The sequence below is a fragment of the Marinospirillum sp. genome, assembly GCF_044810985.1.
Classification (GTDB): Bacteria; Pseudomonadota; Gammaproteobacteria; order Pseudomonadales; family Halomonadaceae; genus Marinospirillum.
The window spans coordinates 770,841-790,306 of sequence record NZ_CP085242.1 but is presented as its reverse complement, the minus strand read 5'-3'; the positions used below and the strand labels follow the sequence as shown (position 1 = coordinate 790,306).

The following is a 19,466-nucleotide window of genomic DNA, read 5'->3' as shown; positions in this document are numbered from 1 at the left end:
ACCGTTTACTTGCCAATAAGACCGTTGGTCGCTTACTTCTGACAAGCTGAAAACCCGCTTTTATCTTTCACCTGTATTCAATTCTTGAAGGAGGTGTAAAGATGAAACCCCTGGTTTTTTTATTGTTGTTACTGGTTTTCCCTCTGGGAGCCAGTGGCAATCAGGTTGCGGCTGAATATCAGTCGGCCTATGAGTCCTACCAGGCGGCAGTGGCTGATGACTACTCTGCTGGACGTATTGCTGCCACCTGGAAAGACCTGCATCAATCACAACCGGATGATCCTCTTCCTTTACTTTTGCTGGGTGCCAGTCAGGTACTCAAAGGTCGTGATGCCTGGATGCCCTGGAATAAGCTGCGCTATACCGAGGAAGGCATGGAGCAGATGACTGCTGCTTTGAAGCTTTTAAACACTGAAGACCAGGAACGCTACCTGGATGGCTTGCCAGTTGGGGTGTTATTGCCTGCCCTAGCGGGTATCACTTTCATTGAGGTTCCTGGATTCTTTGGACGTTTTGAGCAGGGTTATCAACTTCTTCAGGAAGCCAGCAGTAGCTCTTTGTTGAAAGGCATTCCAGCAGAAAATCAGGCTTTTATTCACCAGTACCTCTACCAGGCTGCGTCTGAAGTGGATGAATCCAGAATGAAGGAATTGGCTGTTCAGCGTCTGCAGTCTCTGGGTATAGAAGAGGTGGCTCCATGAGCTTGATAACAATACAGCAGTTGCATAAAAGCTACCGGGTAGGAAAGCAGCAGCAGGCTGTTCTGACCGGAATCGACCTGCAACTTCATCAGGGTGAAATGACCGCTCTGATCGGCCCTTCCGGCAGTGGTAAAAGTACCTTGTTGAATATTTGTGGCCTGATCGATCAGCCGGATAGTGGAGAAATGTGGTGGCAGGATCAACCGATGGACTTTTCTTCAACAGCCAAACTGACCGAACTGCGCCGCCGCCGTATCGGCTTTGTCTTTCAAAGCTTCAATCTGATTCCGGTGATGAGTGCGGCAGACAATGTGGCTTACCCCCTGTGGCTGCGGGGTGACTCCCGGGCAGCAATCAAACGGGCAGTACAAACCGTGCTGGAAGAAGTGGAGGTGGCTGAATTTGCCGATCAACTTCCGGATGCCTTATCGGGAGGTCAACGCCAAAGGGTAGCCATTGCCCGGGCTCTGGTTAAAAAACCACAACTACTGGTTGCCGACGAACCAACAGCCAGCCTGGATGAAGAAACAGCTTTGGTCGTAGCTGCTTTGATGAAAAAGCTGGGGCGGGAATATGGCTGTGCACTGGTGATCGCCACCCATGATGATCGTCTGAAACCCTGGTGTGATTGCATTTATCAATTGCATCAGGGTGTTCTGCAAGGAGGTGCAGCATGAAATGGCTATATCTGGCCTGGAAAAACCTGGGGCGTAATCGGCGGCGGACTCTGGCCACCCTGCTGCTGACGGCTGTTGCCGTGTTGGGAATCATGGCTTTAAGTGGATTTGCTCTTTATACCTACGAGTCCCTGAAAGAAGCCAGTATGCGTAAAGAAGGTCAGGTGATCCTGAGCCATCCCGACTATTTTCAACGCGAGGAAAATATTCCCATGGAGCTGGGGCTGGGTCGGGTGCAACAGCTCCAGCAAGAGTTGCAGGCTGATCCGGGAATCGACACAACTCTGGCCCAGATCAATTTTGATGGTCTGGTCAGTAATGGTGAAAAATCCACCATCTTTATGGGCCAGGGTGTGCAGACGGAAAGTTTTCAGCGTCAGGGCCCCGGTGTCGACTTGAAGCAAGGGCGTTGGCTGACCCCGGAATTAAGTTCGCAAGCAGTGCCTGAAGTTCTTCTGGGTCAAAGGCTGGCGTCCTCTCTGAAGGTTCAGCCGGGTGATGGGCTAACGCTGCTGGGCACTACAACAAAAGGGGTGCTCAATGCACTGGATGTCAGCGTTCGCGGTATTATCAGTACCGGTATCCCCGAGTTGGATGCCCGGCTGCTCAAGGTTCACCTGCAGTCTGCTCAGGAGTTGCTGGCTACCGATCAAGTCAGTCAGTTGGGGGTGTATCTGCAGCACCCACATCAGGATGAATACTATGACCAGAAGATCCGTGATCAGTACCCCGAGCTGGGGGTAACCCCCTGGCTGGAAAGGGTAACCTTCTACCAGAGTGTGCGTAATCTTTATAACCGTATCTTTGGTGTGATGGGGGTTATTCTGCTGGTCATGGTTGCTTTTGCCATTTTCAATACGGCTTCCATGAGTGTCATGGAGCGTACCCGTGAACTGGGCACCCTGGCAGCTCTGGGAACCCGGCGGCGGGAAATTCTGGGGCTTTTTGTGCAGGAAGCTCTGCTGATCGGGCTGTTGGGCAGCCTCTTGGGGCTCATCATGGCGGCAGGCCTGAGCCTGGGGCTTTATTGGGTGGACGTCCAGATGCCGCCACCTCCAGGGCAAACAGATGGCTATCCACTGTATATCTACTGGTCACCCTGGATGGCAGGAATCACCAGCCTTGCTGTTGTACTTTTTGCTGTTCTAGCTGCGGGCCTGGCAACTCTCAAGGGAATCAATAAGCCCATCGTGGAGGCACTCAATCATGTCTAAGCAAACAGCACTACTGATTTTGTTTCTGGGCTTTTGCCCGGTTCTGCTGGCCCATCCCGCTTTGGATGTCATGGATGAATTGCGTTTGGGCAACCCTGATCAAGAAGTGAAGGTGATGACCGAAATTCGCCTTTACAAAAAGGGTGAGCTGGAATCCCAGCGGGATTATGAGGTTTATGTGGGGTCAAACCGTCGCTCTCTGGTGCTGTTTCGCAGTCAGGCCGAAGCCGGACAAAAAATGTTGATGCTGGATGATCAATACTGGCTGTTTATGCCCTCCAGCCGACGTCCACTGCGTATTACGCCCATGCAAAAGTTGCTGGGTGAGGCCTCCAGTGGTGACCTGTCTTCTCTGCGCTGGAAAGATGATTATACCGTTATCTCAGAAAAGCAGGAGGGGCAAAAACGGGTTCTTGAGCTGGAAGCAGCGCGTTCGGGGGTGACCTATACGCGGGTGGAGTTGCTTGTGGATTCAGACAGCTTGCATCCTCAGCAAGCCGACTTTTATCTGCAATCCGGGCGTCTGGCGAGGGAAGCCGAATTTATGCTGGAAGAAAGGCAGGGGCGCCCGGTGATCAGCGGCATGAAACTTCAGGATAGAATTCAGACGAATGAACAAACCCTGATTCTTTATCATTCTTCGGAACCGGTGGACATTCCTGAGCGCTGGTTTAACCCGGCTTTTCTGTCACGGGAAACCCTTTAACAGGAATGGCCGTTTCATTTTTAATTTCTCTCAGGGCAAAGTTGGAGTTGACCTGGGAGATTCCCTGCAGGGTAAAGATTTTTTCATTCAGGAAGCGGTCATAGGCGGCCATGTCTTCAATGACCACGCGCAGAACAAAATCGGAGTTGCCGGTGGTGGAGTAGCATTGCAAGACTTCCGGGTAACGCAGAATCTTTTCTTCAAACTCCAGGGTGTTGTCAATGGAGTGGCGTAACAGGGTGATCATGACCAGCACCGTCAGCGGTTGACCCACTGTTTGCGGATCAACCAGAGCCGTGAACCCCTTGATGATGCCCGCTTCTTCCAGGGCTTTGACCCTTCTCCAGCAAGCTGCAGAAGAGAGACCAATGATCTCTGCCAATTGCTGATTCTTCAGGCGTCCGTCTTTTTGCAGTTCCACCAGAATGCGTTGGTCGAATTTGTCCAGCTGATGATCCATGGGGTTTCTCTGTTTGTTTGTGTTCTCTGCTTAAAGAAAGAATATTGTGTCAATTTAGATCTTAAGAAAGATCTTTGCAAAAAATACCTTGATCCATATCAAGAAAGCAAGCACTTTTACCGCCTCCCCAACTAAACTTCTCAGTACTACAACGACAACAAATTGACTGAGATGAGGTTTCCCCATGACAAATCTAGCTTCCGTCCGTCTGGATGCTTATCAGCTGGATGCCCGCTACTCCCGCTCAGAGGGGCGTATTTTTGTAACAGGAACCCAGGCTTTGGTGCGCATTGCCCTGCGCCAGGCAGAACTGGACAAAAAGCTGGGCTACAACACCGCGGGTCTGGTCAGTGGTTACCGGGGCTCTCCCCTGGGGGGTGTGGATCAGGCCATGTGGCAGGCCCAGCCCCACCTGGATGAACATAATATCCGTTTTATTCCTGCTATTAACGAAGATCTGGCCGCCACCATGATGCTGGGTACTCAGCAGGTGGAGACCGAGCCGGACAGGGAAGTGGAAGGGGTGTTTGGCCTCTGGTACGGCAAAGGGCCGGGAGTGGATCGCTCCGGGGATGCGCTCAAACACGGCAATGCCTACGGCAGCTCGCCACACGGCGGGGTGCTGGTGGTGGCCGGTGATGATCATGGCTGTGTGTCTTCCTCCATGCCGCACCAGTCGGATGTGGCTTTCATGTCCTGGTTTATGCCGGTGGTCAACCCCGCCAATCTGGCGGAATATGAAGAGTTTGGTCTCTGGGGTATTGCGCTTTCACGTTATTCCGGCTGCTGGGTGGGTTTCAAGGCGGTTTCCGAGACCGTGGAAAGCGCTGCCTCCCTGGAGGTGCAGCCTCTGCCTGACTATAAAATCCCCGAAGACTTTACCCCGCCCGAAGATGGCCTGCACTATCGTTGGCCGGATTTGCCCGGCCCCCAGCTGGAAACCCGTATCGAATACAAACTGAAGGCTGTTCAGGCTTTCGCACGGGCCAATCCGATCGACAAATTGTTTTATGCCAACCCGGAAGCCCGTTTTGGTCTGGTCACCACCGGCAAGGGTCATCTGGATCTGATGGAAGCCCTGCGTCTTTTGGGGCTGGATGAGAAGCGACTGCGTGAACTGGGTATTGAAATCTACAAGGTGGGCATGGTCTGGCCCCTCAATCGCAAGGGAGCCCTGGATTTTGTTCACGGCAAGCAGGAAATCCTGGTTATTGAAGAAAAACGCGGGATTATCGAAAGCCAGATCAAGGAATATATGTCCGAGCCGGATCATCCCGGAGAGGTGCTGGTGACCGGCAAACAGGATGAAGTCGGGCAACCGCTGATTCCCTATGTTGGTGAGCTGAGTCCCAAGCTGCTGGCCGGTTATCTGGTTGCCCGCCTCAAGCGCTTTTTTGACTTGGATCTGACCCAGGAACTGGCCCGTATTTCCAGCCAGGCAACCGGTTTGCAGGACCCTGGTGGTGTGCGGCGTTTGCCCTATTTCTGTTCCGGCTGCCCGCATAACTCTTCCACCAAGGTGCCTGAAGGCAGCAAAGCCCAGGCCGGTATTGGCTGTCATTTCATGGCCACCTGGATGGGTCGGGAAACAGAGTCCCTGGTTCATATGGGGGGTGAAGGGGTCAACTGGGTGGGTAAAAGCCCTTACCTGGGTGACAAGCATATCTTCCAGAATCTGGGTGAAGGCACCTGGTTTCATTCGGGCTCCATGGCCGTGCGTCAGGCTGTTGCTGCAGGCGTTAATATCACCTACAAGATTCTTTTCAATGATGCCGTGGCCATGACTGGCGGTCAGCCGGTGGATGGTCAGATCACCGTCCCCATGATTGCCCGTCAGTCCCATGATGAAGGAGTCAAAAAGGTTGCGGTGGTCAGTGATGAGCCGGAAAAATACCGCGGGCATGAAGGTGACTTTCCCAAGGGCGTGACCTTTCATCACCGTGATGAGCTGGATGACCTGCAGCGGGAGTTACGGGAAATCCCCGGTTGCACTGTGTTGATCTACGATCAAACCTGCGCAGCGGAAAAACGCCGTCGTCGCAAGCGTGGAACCTTTCCCGACCCGGCCAAAAGGGCCTTTATCAATCATCATGTCTGCGAAGGTTGTGGCGATTGTTCAGTTCAGTCCAATTGCCTGTCGCTATTTCCCAAGGAAACGGAACTGGGACGCAAGCGCAAGATTGATCAGTCCTCCTGCAACAAGGATTTCTCCTGCGTCAGCGGTTTTTGCCCCAGCTTCGTCACCATTGAAGGCGGTGAACTGCGCAAACCCAAAGGCATAGAAGCGGATGCTTCTTTCTGGCAGCGGGTGGAAAAACTGGCTGAACCTGAACGCCCTGAAATTAATGGTACCTATGACCTGCTGGTGGGTGGCGTCGGTGGCACCGGCGTGATTACCGTGGGGCAGCTGATCACCATGGCCGCTCACCTGGAAGGCAAGGGCACCAGTGTTCTGGATTTCATGGGTTTTGCCCAGAAAGGCGGTGCGGTCCTGAGCTATGTGCGCCTGGCTGCACAGCCAGAAGGTTTGAATCAGGTGCGTATTGAAGAAGGCCAGGCGGATGCGCTGATTGCCTGTGATCTGGTGGTGGCCAGCTCCCAGAAGGCCTTGAATGTGCTGCACAAGGGACACACCCGGATTGTTGCCAATCAGGCCGAGCTGCCCACCGCAGACTATGTGCTTTATCGCGATGCGGATATGACTTCAACCAAGCGCCTGCAACTCTTGAAAGATGCGGTGGGTGAAGAGCACTTCTCGGAGCTGAATGCCAATCTGACCGCTGAGCAGCTGCTGGGTGATACGGTGTTTTCCAACGTCCTGCTGCTGGGCTTTGCTTGGCAAAAGGGTTTGCTGCCCCTGTCCTGGGCCGCCTTGATGCAGGCTCTGGAGCTGAACGGGGTTGCCGTGGAAAAGAACAAACAAGCTTTTGCCTGGGGGCGTTTGGCTGCAGTTGAACCTGACTATCTGGAACAGCAACTGGATCTGCGCCCCTTGCCCGACACGGCCAGCCTGAATGAAGTTCTGGGCCGCCATGCCCGCTACCTGGAGCAATATCAGAACAAGGCCTGGGCTGAGCGTTATCTGCAAAAGGTGGCTGAGGTGCGCCAAGCAGAGGAGCAGTTGGACGGAGACAGTAAAGCCTTGAGTGAAGCCGTTGCCGAGCAGCTGTTCCGCCTGATGGCTTACAAGGATGAATATGAAGTGGCGCGTCTTTTTACCGAAACCGATTTTCTCAAGGAAATTGAAGAAACCTTCAGCGGCAACTTCAAAATCAACTTCAACCTGGCTCCACCCTTGCTGAATGGCAAGAAGGATCGCAGTGGCCGCCCCAGGAAAAAGCAGTTTGGTCCCTGGATGCTGAAGGCCATGAAGCTGCTGGCGCGGATGCGTGGTCTGCGTCACAGCACCCTCGACCCTTTTCGCTTCAGTAAGGATCGCAAGCTGGATCGTCAGTTGCTGGCTGATTATGAACGTCTGCTTGATCAGCTGCTGGCCGGTCTCAAGGCAGAAAATCTACATACGGCTGTCGCTCTGGCGCGTTTGCCAGAAGAGATTCGCGGGTTCGGCCCGGTTCGTGAAGAGGCTGCTGAAAAAGCGGAAAAACGCAAACAGCAACTGCTGGAAGAGTTCAAGTCCGGCAAGCCGAAAACCCTGGCTGTAGCCGCCTGAGGAGAAAAGCATGTTTGAACATTTGCAAGCCAAACCCGCTGATCCCATTCTGCGCCTGATGCAGGAATTCAGGGAAGACACCCACCCCCTGAAAGTTGATCTCGGAGTGGGGGTTTACAAGGATGAACAGGGACGTACTCCTCTGATGCAGGCGGTGGATCGGGCACAAAGAATTCTGGTGGAATCGGAGTTGACCAAAAGCTACATCGGGCCTCCGGGGTCACCGCTTTTCAATGAGCAAATCACCCGCCTGGTTCTCGGGGCCGGTCTTGCTGCCCGGCTCCAGGATCGCCTGGCTGTTGCGCAAACACCGGGGGGTTGCGGTGCCTTGCGGATGGCCGCTGAACTCATCAAAAGCTGCCAGCCGGAGGCACGCGTCTGGGTGTCCGATCCCACCTGGGCCAATCATGTGCCTTTGCTGGGTGGGGCCGGGCTTCCCCTGGAAACCTACCCCTACTACGATGCCGAAACTGGCGGTGTGCGCTTTGATGCCATGCTGGCAACTCTGGAGAAATCGGCCCGAGCCGGTGATCTTTTGCTACTGCATGGTTGCTGTCATAACCCCAGTGGAGCTGATCTCAGTAACCAGCAATGGCAGGAAATCACCGAGTTTTGCCTGAGAACAGGTGTCGTGCCCTTTATCGATCTGGCCTATCAGGGCCTGGGGCAGGGGCTGGATGAGGACGCCCAGGGCGTTCGTTATCTTTTTGACTCGGTTCCTGAAGCCTTGCTGACCTCGTCCTGTTCAAAGAATTTCGGCCTTTATCGCGAGCGCACCGGTGCACTGCTGGTTCTTTCGGCTAAAGCGCAACAGACCCAGGCGACGGCCAGTGAGCTTTTCACCACCATCCGTTCCCACTATTCCATGCCACCTGCTCATGGGGCTGCTGTTGTGGAAACCATTCTGATGCACACACAACTGGATGAACTCTGGAGAAGTGAACTGAATGGAATGCGCACACGCATTCAGTATTTGCGTCAGCAGTTGAACCAGGGCCTTCAGGCCCGGGGTGTGGACAGGGATTTCAGTTTTATCGAACGTCAGCAAGGCATGTTTTCATTTCTGGGCATTAGCCCGGAGCAAGTGAAGCAGCTCCGTAAGGACTTCAGTATTTATATGGTGGAGTCTTCACGGATCAATCTTGCGGGCTTGTCGGCCCAGAATCTGGATTATGTCTGTGATGGCCTGGCCAGCATTTTGAAAGAGTGAAGGATCACCGCTGACAAGTTTTTTCCGCTTTTTCATAAACCCTTTCTTCAGCTTCTCTTACGGAAGCTGCAAGACCCTTTTATAAAAATAAAATCCGGGAGTCTTAATGATGAGTCGTACCAGCAATGCCCATCCGCTCTGGTCATCACGCTTTGCCTTTATTCTTGCCGCCACAGGCTCTGCCGTGGGCCTGGGCAATATCTGGAAATTTCCCTATATCACCGGCGAAAATGGTGGCGGTGCATTTGTGCTCGTTTACCTGGCCTGTATTCTCCTGATCGGTATCCCTGTCTTGATTGCTGAAACCCTGCTGGGCCGTCGTGGTCGCCAGAGTCCGGTGGGCAGCATGCAGCTGCTGACCGAACAGGAGGGTACTTCCTCCTGGTGGCGTCTGATTGGCTGGAACGGGGTGCTGGCTTCCTTTCTGGTTTTGTCCTTTTATGCGGTCATCGGTGGCTGGTCCCTGGTTTACGTGGGGCATGCCGCCACGGGTGAGTTTACGGGAGCCGATACCGATGCCATAGGGGCTTTGTTTGGCGGATTGCTGTCCAGCCCCTGGACTCTGTTGCTTTGGCATAGTCTGTTTATGCTTCTGGTGGTTTTCATTGTGGCCAGAGGTGTGCGTCAGGGCTTGGAAAAAGCCATCACCTGGTTGATGCCCTTGCTGTTTGTTCTCCTGCTGGTTCTGGTGGGTTATGCCATGACCACTGGTGAATTCGGGCGAGGGTTTGCCTTTTTGTTTTTCCCGGACTTTTCCAGCCTGACCGCTGAAGGGGTGCTGGTGGCACTGGGTCATGCGGCCTTTACCTTGAGTATCGGTATCGGCGTGATGATGGCTTATGGCTCTTACCTGCCGGAAGGGGTGAACATTCCCAAAACCGCCCTGACCATCGCCCTTCTGGATGTTGCAGTGGCCTTGCTGGCCGGTCTGGCGATCTTCCCGGTAGTCTTTGCTGAAGGCCTGCAGGCAGGCGAAGGGCCAGGGCTGATTTTCCAGACCCTGCCACTGGCTTTTGGACAAATGCCGGGGGGCGGCTTTTTCGGCACGCTGTTTTTCATACTGCTGGCAATGGCGGCTGTGACTTCAGCCATTTCCATGCTGGAACCAGTTGTTGAATGGCTGGAAGAGCGCAAAGGCATCAGCCGTCTTAAGGGTGCACTTCTGGGCGGTATCACCATCTGGTTTGTGGGCATTGGCACTGTCTTGTCCTTCAACCACTGGGCAGAAGTTTATCCGCTGGCTTTCCTTCCCGGTTTTGATGAGCGCAATCTCTTTGGCATCTTTGATTTCATGGTGTCCAATCTGATGATGCCTTTGGGTGGCTTGGCCATTGCCCTCTTTGCAGGCTGGGCCCTGCGTCGGGAAACCCTGAACCAGGAATTGGGGCTGGAGGGTATCAGCCACTCACTGTTTCTCTTTGTGCTGCGCTTTGTAACCCCTGTGGGTGTGGCCTGGGTTTTCCTGTACAACCTATTCGGCTAGAAGGTCGTCAGTCGGGGCTGCGTACACAGGCACGCCCTGACTGCTTGGCCAGATAAAGCCCTTTGTCAGCGCGATCCAGCAGAGTGTCGGGCTGGGTGTCGTGGGAGGTGATTTGGGTCACACCAATGCTGGTAGTGACCTGAAGTTCAAGCTGGTTAAATACTATCGGGTGATTTTGCAGGGCCTGGCAAAGCTTTTCTGCCAGTTGCATGCCTTCGGCAAAGCTGACACCGGGAACCAGCAGGCCAAACTCTTCGCCGCCCAGACGACCCAAAAGATCCTGTTCGCGTAGCTGGCTGGAAATTAGTTCAGCAAAACCAATCAAAACCTGGTCGCCACACTGGTGTCCGAAGCTGTCATTGATGTGTTTGAAATGGTCCAGATCCAGCATCATCAACACACCCTTGTTGTCGCCTCCCATTTCCAGATGGGCGGTCAGCCTTTCCATAAAGGTGCGGCGATTGTTCAGGCCCGTCAGGCTGTCTCTGGAAGCCAGTTCTTCCAGACGCAGCTGATCCTGCTTGCGGCGGGAAATATCCTTCTTGATGGCGACATAATGACTGATTTTTCCTGAACGGTTTTTAACCGGAGTAATCGTCATTTGTTCATAGTAGAGATCACCATTTTTGCGGCGATTGATGAGTTCACCGGTCCAGTATTGACCCTGATTCAGGCGGAACCACATTTGCTGGTAAAAATGTGCGTCCTGTTTGCCAGAGCGAATGATTTCCCCCGGCTTTTTGCCGTAAACTTCTTGTGCTGAATACCCGGTCAAATGCTCAAAGGCTGTGTTGGCCCAGATGATCTGGGTTTCTTCGTCGGTCACCATAATGGCTTCGGCACAGGCTTCCATTACGGAGGTCATGAGCTTGTTGCTCTGGAAAGCACGCGTATCAACGCGAAGAATGCTCCACAGCAAATAACTGATAATGATCAGCAACACACCAAACGACAAGCCATAAATCCTGGCTTCCTGCCAGAAAATCTTTTCCATGTCATCCAGATAAATACCGCTTCCAAGAACCCAGCCCCAGGGCTCATAAAGCTCAACATAGGACAGCTTTTCGATGGGTTGGGTGTCGTCCGGTTTGGGCCAGTGATAGTGGACAAAGCCTCCCTGTTGATTTTTGACCCGATCAACAAAGCTGCGGAAAATATATTGTCCGTGACTGTCCTGGTAATCCTCTTGCAGGTGACCTTCCATTTCCGGCCAGATGGGATGAGCCAGCATCCGGGTGTCCAGATCATTGATCCAGAAATAACCGCGTTCACCATAACGCAGGCTGCGAACGGCTTGCAGGGCCTGTTGCTGGGCTTGTTCAAGGCTCAGGCCCTGATGTGTTTGCTGCTGGTAATGATCCAGCAGGGAGAGGGTGTTTTTGACCAATTGCCGAATGCTCTGGCGACGGTCATCCATCAGGTTGTTGTGCAGGGCGTAAAGGCCCTGGCCGACCATCAAAAGACTGATCAGAAGAATGCTGGTATAAACCAGCAGAAGTTTTTTGTTGAAGTTCAGGTGAAGCCTGTTTGCGGGCATTAAGCTGTTCCTGAAGCTGGAAGTGATGAAATTGAATTTTTGAGTGGCCTTTCGTTCAGTATGGACAAAGGTTAACTCCAGTAAAAGGTTTTTACTGATTGAAAATCGGCTAAACTGCCGGTTTTGAAACAGACAAGCTGGGTGAATCATGAAAATTTGGGTGGATGCGGATGCCTGTCCGGTAGTGATCAAAGAGATTTTGTATAAGGCAGCCTTGCGGGTAAAAGTACCCGTGATATTGGTAGCTAACCAGCCAATGCGGGTGCCCAGTTCGGATTTGATCAGTACGTTGCAGGTTTCTTCAGGCTTTGATGAGGCGGATGATGAGATCGTTCGCCGTGTTGAAGCCGGGGATCTGGTGATTACCAGTGATATTCCTCTGGCTGCCGAAGTGATTGATAAAGGCGGCCTGGCACTCAATGCCCGAGGTGAGCTTTATACGGTGGATACAGTGAAAGCCCGCCTGAATATGCGTGACTTTATGGATACGATGCGCTCCAGTGGTATTCATACGGGTGGCCCGGCTGCTTTGAGTCAGGCTGATCGGCGCGAGTTTTCCAATCAGCTGGATCGTTTGCTGACCCGTTATCAGAACCAAAGAACCCGAATTCAAAAAAATAAATAAACATTTGCTTGACGCGGATAAGGGAAGGGAGCACTATGCATCTCGTAGGTAGCAAGTAAGTGTTTTGACAGTACTGTAATCGCGAAATATCGGTAACATCAGTTCTTGAATAGACCTATCTTGATTCCCGCAACAACGAGCTTGGGAATTCTTCTCTAAAAGTTCTGATATTAATTTGATTAAAGGTATTATCGATATGGAAACTGGTACAGTTAAGTGGTTCAACGACACTAAAGGCTTCGGCTTCATTACTCCTGAGAACGGTGGCGACGATCTGTTTGCTCACTTCTCCGAAATTCAATCAGAAGGCTTCAAGTCTCTGACTGAAAATCAAAGGGTTTCCTTTGACGTCACTACTGGCCCTAAAGGCAAGCAAGCTGCTAAGATTCAAGTTATCTAATAACTTGTAATCCAGTTTGACGAGAAACCCACCTCTTTTGGTGGGTTTTTTTATGCCTGATTTTTACTCAACCCCTGTTTTTCAATCCAGAGGAAGTGGAAATGCTGAAATTGGGTTTCATTCACCGCATCAAATTCTTCGTTGAACGCCAATTCATCAAGGGAGCCGGTTTTCAACTGCTGGTTGTTCTCCTTTTTATTGGCTTGATTTCCGTGGTGGGCGGGGCTTTGGTGGCCTGGTCCGGTGATGCTTTTCCCGATTTGCGTTCTGCCATCTGGTGGGCTTTTCTGCGCCTGACCGATCCCGGCTATCTGGGCGATGATGAAGGGGCCTGGATACGCCTGATTTCCACCCTGCTGACGGTGAGTGGCTATGTGGTTTTCCTGGGTGCTCTGGTCGCCATCATGACCCGTAAATTGATCAGCATCATGGATAACCTGGAACGTGGATTAACTCCCGTCACTCTGAAGAACCACCTGGTCGTGCTGGGCTGGAATAACCGTACTCTGCCTCTGGTGCGTGAGCTACTGGGGCCTTCCCGCCAGATGCAGCGTTTTCTGGAACGCAATGCCGCCAGTCGTTTGAGGCTGGTGGTTTTGTCCACCGAGGCTTCTGCCGCCTCAAGACTGGAGTTGGTGAACGAGGCCGGAATCGGCAGCCGGGCCCGGCAGGTGATTTTGCGAGCCGGGACGGCCATTCAGCCGGATGCCCTTAGCCGTGTGGCCTGCCTGGATGCCTCTGCTATTCTTCTGCCCAGCCATGTTCAGGGGCCGGATAACCTGGTGAGTGCAGATGTGGAGACGCTCAAGGCCCTTTTGTCGATTACGGCCCAGGGGCGTGCCGCGGATCGGGCGCTCCCTCTGATGGTGGCCGAGTTGCAGGATCTCCATAAACTGCCCGTGGCCCGGCGGGCCTATCCCGGCCCTCTGGAGGTGGTCGCCAGTGACGCCACCATCAGTCGCCTTCTGGTGCAAAACCTGATTCATCCAGGGCTGGCGGCTGTTTACAATGAACTGCTGACCGCAGCGGATGGCAACGAGATTCTGGTGCGCTCTGCTCCGGCCCTGATCGGCCATAGCCTGCAGGAATTGGCACAGGCTTGCCCCGATGCTCTGATACTGGGGTTATTGAAACCGGATGCAGATGGCTGGAAAGTGGATTTGCTGGCACCCAGAGACTCAAAAGTCGAAGAAGGCGATCGGGTGGTCTTTATGGCCAGTGACTATGATGCCACCCAGCCCCAGATCCAGCGCATCACGCCGTCCCAAGTGACTGCAAGCCACTCACCGGAAGTCATGACCAGCCAAAAAGAGGCTGTTGTGCATCAACGAGTGCTGGTATTGGGCTGGAATCGCCGGGTGCCTGCTTTGCTGACTGAAATGGCCAGCTATTCTCATCGGACTTTTGATGTTGATCTGGTTTCAGTTCTCCCGGTGAAAATGCGTGAGAAAGCCATCCATCATTATCCGGGCAATCCTTCCGGGGCATCCAATCTGAAATATCGCCATCATCAGGCTGATTACATGGTTGAAGAAGAGCTGCGACGTTTGGATCTGGCCAGCTATGCTTCCATCCTTCTGCTCAGCAGCGATCATCTGGTATCCGGGGAAGAAGCTGATGCCCGTGCCCTGGTCGGACACTTGCAACTGGAAGGTCTGGTGGAGAAATTGCCGCAACGCCCCCAGATCATTCTGGAGTTGAGTGATCCTGACAACGAAACCCTGCTGAATCTTCCCCACACGGAAGTGCTGGTCAGCCCGGTCATTCTCAGCCACCTGCTGGCGCAAATCGCCATGCGCCGGGAGATTCGTGTGGTGTTTGAAGAATTGTTCACCGTGGGCGGTGCAGAAATATTTTTCCACCCGCAGGACAGGTATCAACTGGATTCAGAGGCTTCCTTTATAGATCTTCAAACCACCGCAGAACAAAAAGGTGAGCTGGCTCTGGGTGTTTATCGGCCTCAGGCCGCTCCCGGGAAACGCCTGCAACTCAACCCGCTACGCAGCCAGCTCCTGGCTTTGCAACCGGAAGATCAGGTCGTTGTGCTGGGGTTTAGTGACTTACTTGACTAGAATAAAATTGATTGGAGTTGATGCAGGGAAGTAAGTATGTCTGACTTGTACATAAAAATTAAGAATCTGGTTGGCAGTGGGGAAGTTCGGATTTCGGAGCATGGCTATGATGAGCTGGCTGAGGATGAGTTGGGAGTAGGTCAAATACTTAAGGATGTCCCCAACGCTCTAGTTGTGGAGGAATATCCTGATTTTCCCAAAGGAGCCAGTATTTTGCTTTTACAACGAGATGAAAGTGATCTGCCGGTTCATGTCGTCTGGGGAATCCCCAAAGGCTACGCTAAGCCAGCAGTACTGGTTACAGCTTATCGTCCAGATCCAAGGCGCTGGAGTGATGACTTTCTTGAGAGGCTGAAATGATGAGTAAGCGTAAAAAAATTAAATACCTGCATGAAGGTCGCTATGTGGCTGAGGTGGAAGTGGAGGTGGAAGAAAGTGAAGCCTCCTGGTCACCGACTCTTGGTATTGAAGATGCCTGTAAACTGGATGCTGTCAGAGATGCTTTGCGTAACGGCGACTTGGTCGCAGCAGCACGCTATGGGAAAGTATATGAAATGAAAGCGGTAGCCTTCTAACTTAAAAATTCTTCCATGATTTTATGCCATTCCAGCCGCTTTTGTTGCAGTGTGAGACTGGCATGGGCCGGGCTGGTGGAGGGCAGTTGGTACAGCGGTAATTGCCGGAAGGGCTCATCCAGCAGTGGTCGTACATGGCGCTGATAACTTTGGAAGGCCTTGCCACCGTTGCAAAGAACGGTGTGGGTGTGAGGATGGCGCTGGAACCAGCCGGGAAAATCATTGGGGATAATGCTGGTTTCCAGAATATCGCTGTCCAGGCTGGAGGGTCGCAAACAGGACTGCATCACATCCCATAATCCGATACCGGCTTCTTGCAATGCCTGAGTACGCAGCCTGTAGTCGGCTTTGGGGTCAAACCCCAGCAGTTCAGCCATAATCGGCCAGAAGGCATTGCGCGGGTGAGCATAATATTCAGTTGCTGCCAGGGAGGCTTTGCCCGGCATGGAACCCAGAATCAGCAATCGACAGCTGGTGGGCTCAACCGGTGCAAAGCTGTTGACGGGCTGCAGGGCATCAGAATCAGATGCCATCACGTGAGCGTTTCCCTGGAGTTTCAAGAAGCCCTGTGTCGGTGACAACTTCACCCACTGCTTTCAGGGCTGCTTCTGACTGGTTCAGATCCTGTGGCCCGCGTGTGCAGGCTGCAATGATGACGGCACCTTCCTGGTCATTGCGGCTGCCAGCTTTCCAGGCTACACCCAGATTGCAGGCACGACGATGCTGTGTTCCGGTTTTGTGGGCAAAAACCGTTTGTTCAGGCAGGCCCGCTTTAATGCGCTTGTCGCCTGTTTTGACCTGCTTGAGTGTTTCCAGAAGATAGTCAGTGGATTCCGGGCTTAAAAGTTGCCCGGTCACCAGTTGCTCCAGTAACCGGCTGATAGTCTGCATATTGCTGGAGTTGTAAGCACTGGCGTAATAGGCCTCAAAGGCGGCATCCAGGCTGGGTTGCCCGAGTTGGGAAATCGGCTTGCCAAAGATATCCGCCAGAACGTCCAGACGCTCTTCCAGGGTTTCAGTTTTTTTCAGCCGAAAAAACTCTTCCGAGGTAAATTCTTTGGAAGCTGGATCAAATTCACCATAAACCAGGCGTCTGACATCGGCCAGAGTGGTAATCGGGCCAATTTCACCCAGTTGCAGGCTTTGCAGGTAGTGGTTGATCGAGTCGATACCCAGGGTTCTTATTATCATGTCGGTGGCGGTATTGTCACTGACCTGAAGCATTTCCTGATAAAGCTGCTCCAGGGTGAAATGGGTGCCTGCGGGTTGCCAGTTGGTTTGCCCGGCACCATCGACATAGTCTGAATAAAACAGCTCGACCTCTTCATCCAGGGAAATATCTCCTTGATCCACTTGATGCAACAAAGCCACGGCAATCGGCAGTTTGACGGTTGAAGCCAGATACCAGTGATCCTGACCACGCAAAGACACCGTTTGGCCGCTATCCACATCCCGAACCACAACACTCAAGTCCCCCGGAAACTCCCGGTCGAGGGTTTCCAGGTCTTTTTCGAGTTGTTTTTGCCAGTCGGCTGCCAGGCTGGGGGTGGTCAGGGTTAAAAGGAGAAGGAAAAGAACAAAAAACTTCATCGATGAGCCTTGATCCAGGAAATGACTTTGATCCAAAGGGCTGTTGCCGGGAGAAGGCACAGCGTGAATGTCAGAGCGAACTCATAACTGACGTTGTGCCAATAACCCAGCAGATAACGAAAACCAATGAATATCACCAGAATATGAAAAATGAACGCTTGCAGCGCGTTGCTGCCTATGACTGTTATCGGCAAAAAAAGTTTAGCCAGCAAACCGCCCCCAAGAATGGAAAGGGCCAGTAACGCCAGGGCACCTCCCAGTGAGAAGAGCATGAAGAGCATTTCCGGTGGGTGTTTCCCCTGGTTGGCAGCAATTTGTTCAAGCGCTTTCAGCCAGTCTGGAAAACTGAACAGGAAAAGCAGACCAAAACTGATTGCTGAAGCTAATAAGAGAAACGCAAAAAGCAGCAGGCGCCGTCCCGGTTTGGCATAACAAACCAGCAACAGCTCTCCCAGCAGCAGACCAAGAAATATTAACGGGCTGCGGGCCAGTTGGCCCCAGGTATAATAATCTTCATGTTCGACAAACAGAGCTTCAATCTGGCCGATGCCCCAGAAATTAAAATGCTGACCAACCCAGATATTCAGCAGAATTAGCAGCAAGGGGGTGAGTAAACGTGCCCATAAAGGGGTTTTCGCCCAGAGGGGAAGAACAAAGGGCACCCAGAGCAAGGCCAGGGCGTAAAATCCCAGAATTTCTACAAAGGATGGGAAATCCTGATAAAGAAGGTGCTCCTTGATGCTTTCCGGCCCTGCCAGGTAGAGCAGCTCGGCAATGGTCAGGATTTTGTACCAGAAAAACACCACCACGGCATTGATCAGCAGCTTGGTTCGTAGCCTGGGCCAGTCCTCCGTGCCTACCTTGGGAAGGAAAGCAACTGCCAAAGCCATGCCAAAGATGATGATGAACAGGGTGGAGGAAAACTTGGTAATCAGGTGGATGGGGATCTGACCATAGTCAGTGAAGTCTTCGTAGGGTAAAAGACCGACCACACCATGACTCAGAATCATCAGGGAAACGGCCAATCCCCTGGCAAGATCTATGGCAGGAATTCTCTGCCCGGATTGAACCTGAATGACTGGCTGAAAGAGCAGCTCCCTGAAGTTTGCTGGTTTCACCTGATTAGTGTCCCATCCTTTCAGGTCTGGTTGCGATAACCACCCTGGGTTAATTCAGCCGGGTCGAGCAGTCGCTCCAGCTCGTCACGGGTCATGTCGGTTTGCTCTGCAGCCACATCCAGAATCGGGCGTCCTTCCTTGTAAGCCAGTTTGGCAATCTCGGCGGCTCGGGCGTAGCCAATCACCGGATTAAGTGCCGTGACCAGAATGGGGTTGCGGCTCAGCGCTTCCTGCAGCCTTTCTTCATTGACGTTAAAGCTGGCAATGGCTTTATCTGCGAGCAGGTGGCTGGCGTTGGTCAGTAGTTGCAGGCTATCGATCAGGTTGCTGGCAATCAAGGGCAGCATGACATTGAGTTCAAAATTACCCGACTGACCGGCGACAGTGATCGTTGTATCCTTGCCCATCACCTGGGCGGCGACCATGGCCACAGCTTCGGGAATCACCGGATTGACCTTGCCGGGCATGATGGAAGAACCCGGCTGCAGGGCTTCGAGTTCAATTTCACCCAGTCCGGCCAGAGGGCCGGAATTCATCCAGCGCAGGTCATTGGCGATTTTCATCAGGCTAACCGCCGTGGTTTTCAGTTGCCCGGAAAGACTGACCGCCGCATCCTGAGAGCCAATCAAGGCAAAGAGGTTATCGCCGGGCACAAAACGGATGCCGGTTTGTTCGCTGAGCTGGTGGCAAAAGTGTTGGGCAAAATCAGCTGGGGCATTGATACCGGTTCCGACGGCTGTGCCGCCCTGGGCCACTTCCTGAATCTGGGGCTGCAGACTGACCAGGCGCTGGATATTGCCACGAATCTGGGCGGCCCAGCCCTCCAGGGTTTGTTTGAAGGTGACCGGCATGGCATCCATCAGATGGGTGCGCCCGGTCTTGACCTGGTTTTCCAGGGTGGCGGCCTTGTCCATGCAAACCTTTTCCAGATGGAAGAGGGCAGGCAGGAGTTCCTCCTGCAGGCTGATGGCCGCACTGACGTGAATGGCCGTGGGAATCACATCATTGCTGCTCTGGCTGGCATTGACCTGATCATTGGCACCAATGCTTTCACCCAGGCTGTCGCTGGCCAGGTGGGCCAGAACTTCGTTGGCATTCATGTTGCTGCTGGTGCCGGAACCGGTCTGAAAAATATCCACCGGAAAATGGCGCATCAGATCCTCAGCACCCAGCAGTTCATCCGCAGCCGCTTCTATGGCTTCGGCCTGCTCGCGAGTCAGGACATCCAGTTCGGCATTGGCACGGGCAGCAGCAATCTTGATCAGCAGCAGAGCACGGATGAAAACTTCCGGCAGCGGTTGACCGCTGATCGGGAAGTTGTTGATGGCGCGTTGGGTCTGGGCACCCCAGAGGGCTTCAGCGGGTACTTCCAGTTCACCCAGGCTGTCTTTTTCAAAGCGCACTTTAGCCATGCTCTACTCCTTTTCG

18 protein-coding genes are annotated in these 19,466 nt (G+C 53.0%); 12 read left to right on the top strand and 6 right to left on the bottom strand.

Annotated features, from left to right (window positions below; all coding sequences use genetic code 11):
• The first annotated feature begins 101 nt into the window (after positions 1–101).
• The 4 genes from LG323_RS03775 to LG323_RS03760 are packed head-to-tail and all read left to right on the top strand — an operon-like array spanning position 102 to position 3,298.
• On the top strand, positions 102–701 hold the full coding sequence (locus LG323_RS03775) for a hypothetical protein (RefSeq protein WP_310697012.1): 600 nt from the start codon (positions 102–104) through the stop codon (positions 699–701).
• Complete coding sequence (locus LG323_RS03770) at positions 698–1,378, top strand: ABC transporter ATP-binding protein (RefSeq protein WP_310697011.1); 681 nt, start codon at positions 698–700, stop codon at positions 1,376–1,378. The genes LG323_RS03775 and LG323_RS03770 overlap by 4 nt, the downstream gene beginning before the upstream one ends.
• Complete coding sequence (locus tag LG323_RS03765) at positions 1,375–2,592, top strand: ABC transporter permease (RefSeq protein ID WP_404419181.1); 1,218 nt, start codon at positions 1,375–1,377, stop codon at positions 2,590–2,592. The genes LG323_RS03770 and LG323_RS03765 overlap by 4 nt, the downstream gene beginning before the upstream one ends.
• Entirely contained in the window at positions 2,585–3,298 is a 714-nt protein-coding gene (locus LG323_RS03760) for an outer membrane lipoprotein-sorting protein (protein ID WP_404419179.1), read from the top strand. The genes LG323_RS03765 and LG323_RS03760 overlap by 8 nt, the downstream gene beginning before the upstream one ends.
• Here LG323_RS03760 and LG323_RS03755 read toward each other — a convergent pair.
• Entirely contained in the window at positions 3,264–3,758 is a 495-nt protein-coding gene (locus LG323_RS03755) for an Lrp/AsnC family transcriptional regulator (protein WP_310697008.1), read from the bottom strand. The genes LG323_RS03760 and LG323_RS03755 overlap by 35 nt on opposite strands.
• A 184-nt stretch (positions 3,759–3,942) precedes the next feature.
• On the opposite strand from LG323_RS03755, the gene LG323_RS03750 reads away from it, so the two are divergent.
• From LG323_RS03750 to LG323_RS03740, 3 genes are all read left to right on the top strand, one after another.
• Positions 3,943–7,428, top strand: a complete 3,486-nt coding sequence (locus tag LG323_RS03750) for an indolepyruvate ferredoxin oxidoreductase family protein (protein ID WP_404419177.1) — start codon at positions 3,943–3,945, stop codon at positions 7,426–7,428.
• Positions 7,429–7,438: 10 nt separating this feature from the next.
• Positions 7,439–8,638 carry an aromatic amino acid transaminase gene (locus LG323_RS03745; protein WP_404419175.1) on the top strand — a complete coding sequence of 400 codons (1,200 nt, stop codon included), beginning with the start codon at positions 7,439–7,441 and terminating at the stop codon, positions 8,636–8,638.
• A 106-nt stretch (positions 8,639–8,744) separates the two neighbouring features.
• Positions 8,745–10,121 carry a sodium-dependent transporter gene (locus tag LG323_RS03740; RefSeq protein ID WP_404419173.1) on the top strand — a complete coding sequence of 459 codons (1,377 nt, stop codon included), beginning with the start codon at positions 8,745–8,747 and terminating at the stop codon, positions 10,119–10,121.
• 7 nt (positions 10,122–10,128) lie between these two features.
• Here the strand turns inward: LG323_RS03740 and LG323_RS03735 are convergent, their stop codons facing one another.
• Positions 10,129–11,658: a cache domain-containing protein gene (locus tag LG323_RS03735; RefSeq protein ID WP_404419171.1), complete on the bottom strand. Its 1,530-nt coding sequence runs from the start codon at positions 11,656–11,658 to the stop codon at positions 10,129–10,131.
• 148 nt (positions 11,659–11,806) lie between these two features.
• Between LG323_RS03735 and LG323_RS03730 the strand changes: the two genes are divergently transcribed.
• From LG323_RS03730 to LG323_RS03710, 5 genes are all read left to right on the top strand, one after another.
• A complete protein-coding gene (locus LG323_RS03730; protein ID WP_310697004.1) occupies positions 11,807–12,283 on the top strand; it encodes a YaiI/YqxD family protein in 477 nt (158 codons plus the stop codon).
• A gap of 196 nt (positions 12,284–12,479) precedes the next feature.
• Positions 12,480–12,683, top strand: a complete 204-nt coding sequence (locus LG323_RS03725) for a cold-shock protein (RefSeq protein ID WP_310697003.1) — start codon at positions 12,480–12,482, stop codon at positions 12,681–12,683.
• A 101-nt stretch (positions 12,684–12,784) separates the two neighbouring features.
• A complete protein-coding gene (locus tag LG323_RS03720; protein ID WP_404419168.1) occupies positions 12,785–14,755 on the top strand; it encodes a hypothetical protein in 1,971 nt (656 codons plus the stop codon).
• A 36-nt stretch (positions 14,756–14,791) separates the two neighbouring features.
• Positions 14,792–15,115, top strand: a complete 324-nt coding sequence (locus LG323_RS03715) for a DUF4258 domain-containing protein (RefSeq protein ID WP_404419166.1) — start codon at positions 14,792–14,794, stop codon at positions 15,113–15,115.
• Positions 15,112–15,330, top strand: a complete 219-nt coding sequence (locus tag LG323_RS03710; RefSeq protein WP_404419164.1) for a hypothetical protein — start codon at positions 15,112–15,114, stop codon at positions 15,328–15,330. The genes LG323_RS03715 and LG323_RS03710 overlap by 4 nt, the downstream gene beginning before the upstream one ends.
• Here LG323_RS03710 and LG323_RS03705 read toward each other — a convergent pair.
• Genes LG323_RS03705 through LG323_RS03690 form a run of 4 tightly spaced genes read right to left on the bottom strand, consistent with a single transcriptional unit; the run spans position 15,327 to position 19,450 of the window.
• On the bottom strand, positions 15,327–15,863 hold the full coding sequence (locus LG323_RS03705; RefSeq protein WP_404419162.1) for a DNA-deoxyinosine glycosylase: 537 nt from the start codon (positions 15,861–15,863) through the stop codon (positions 15,327–15,329). The genes LG323_RS03710 and LG323_RS03705 overlap by 4 nt on opposite strands.
• A complete protein-coding gene (locus tag LG323_RS03700) occupies positions 15,853–16,920 on the bottom strand; it encodes a serine hydrolase (protein WP_404419160.1) in 1,068 nt (355 codons plus the stop codon). Before LG323_RS03700 ends, LG323_RS03705 begins: the two co-directional genes overlap by 11 nt.
• On the bottom strand, positions 16,917–18,038 hold the full coding sequence (locus tag LG323_RS03695; protein ID WP_404419158.1) for an acyltransferase family protein: 1,122 nt from the start codon (positions 18,036–18,038) through the stop codon (positions 16,917–16,919). The genes LG323_RS03700 and LG323_RS03695 overlap by 4 nt, the downstream gene beginning before the upstream one ends.
• A 20-nt stretch (positions 18,039–18,058) precedes the next feature.
• A complete protein-coding gene (locus tag LG323_RS03690; protein WP_404419156.1) occupies positions 18,059–19,450 on the bottom strand; it encodes a class II fumarate hydratase in 1,392 nt (463 codons plus the stop codon).
• Positions 19,451–19,466 lie beyond the last annotated feature (16 nt).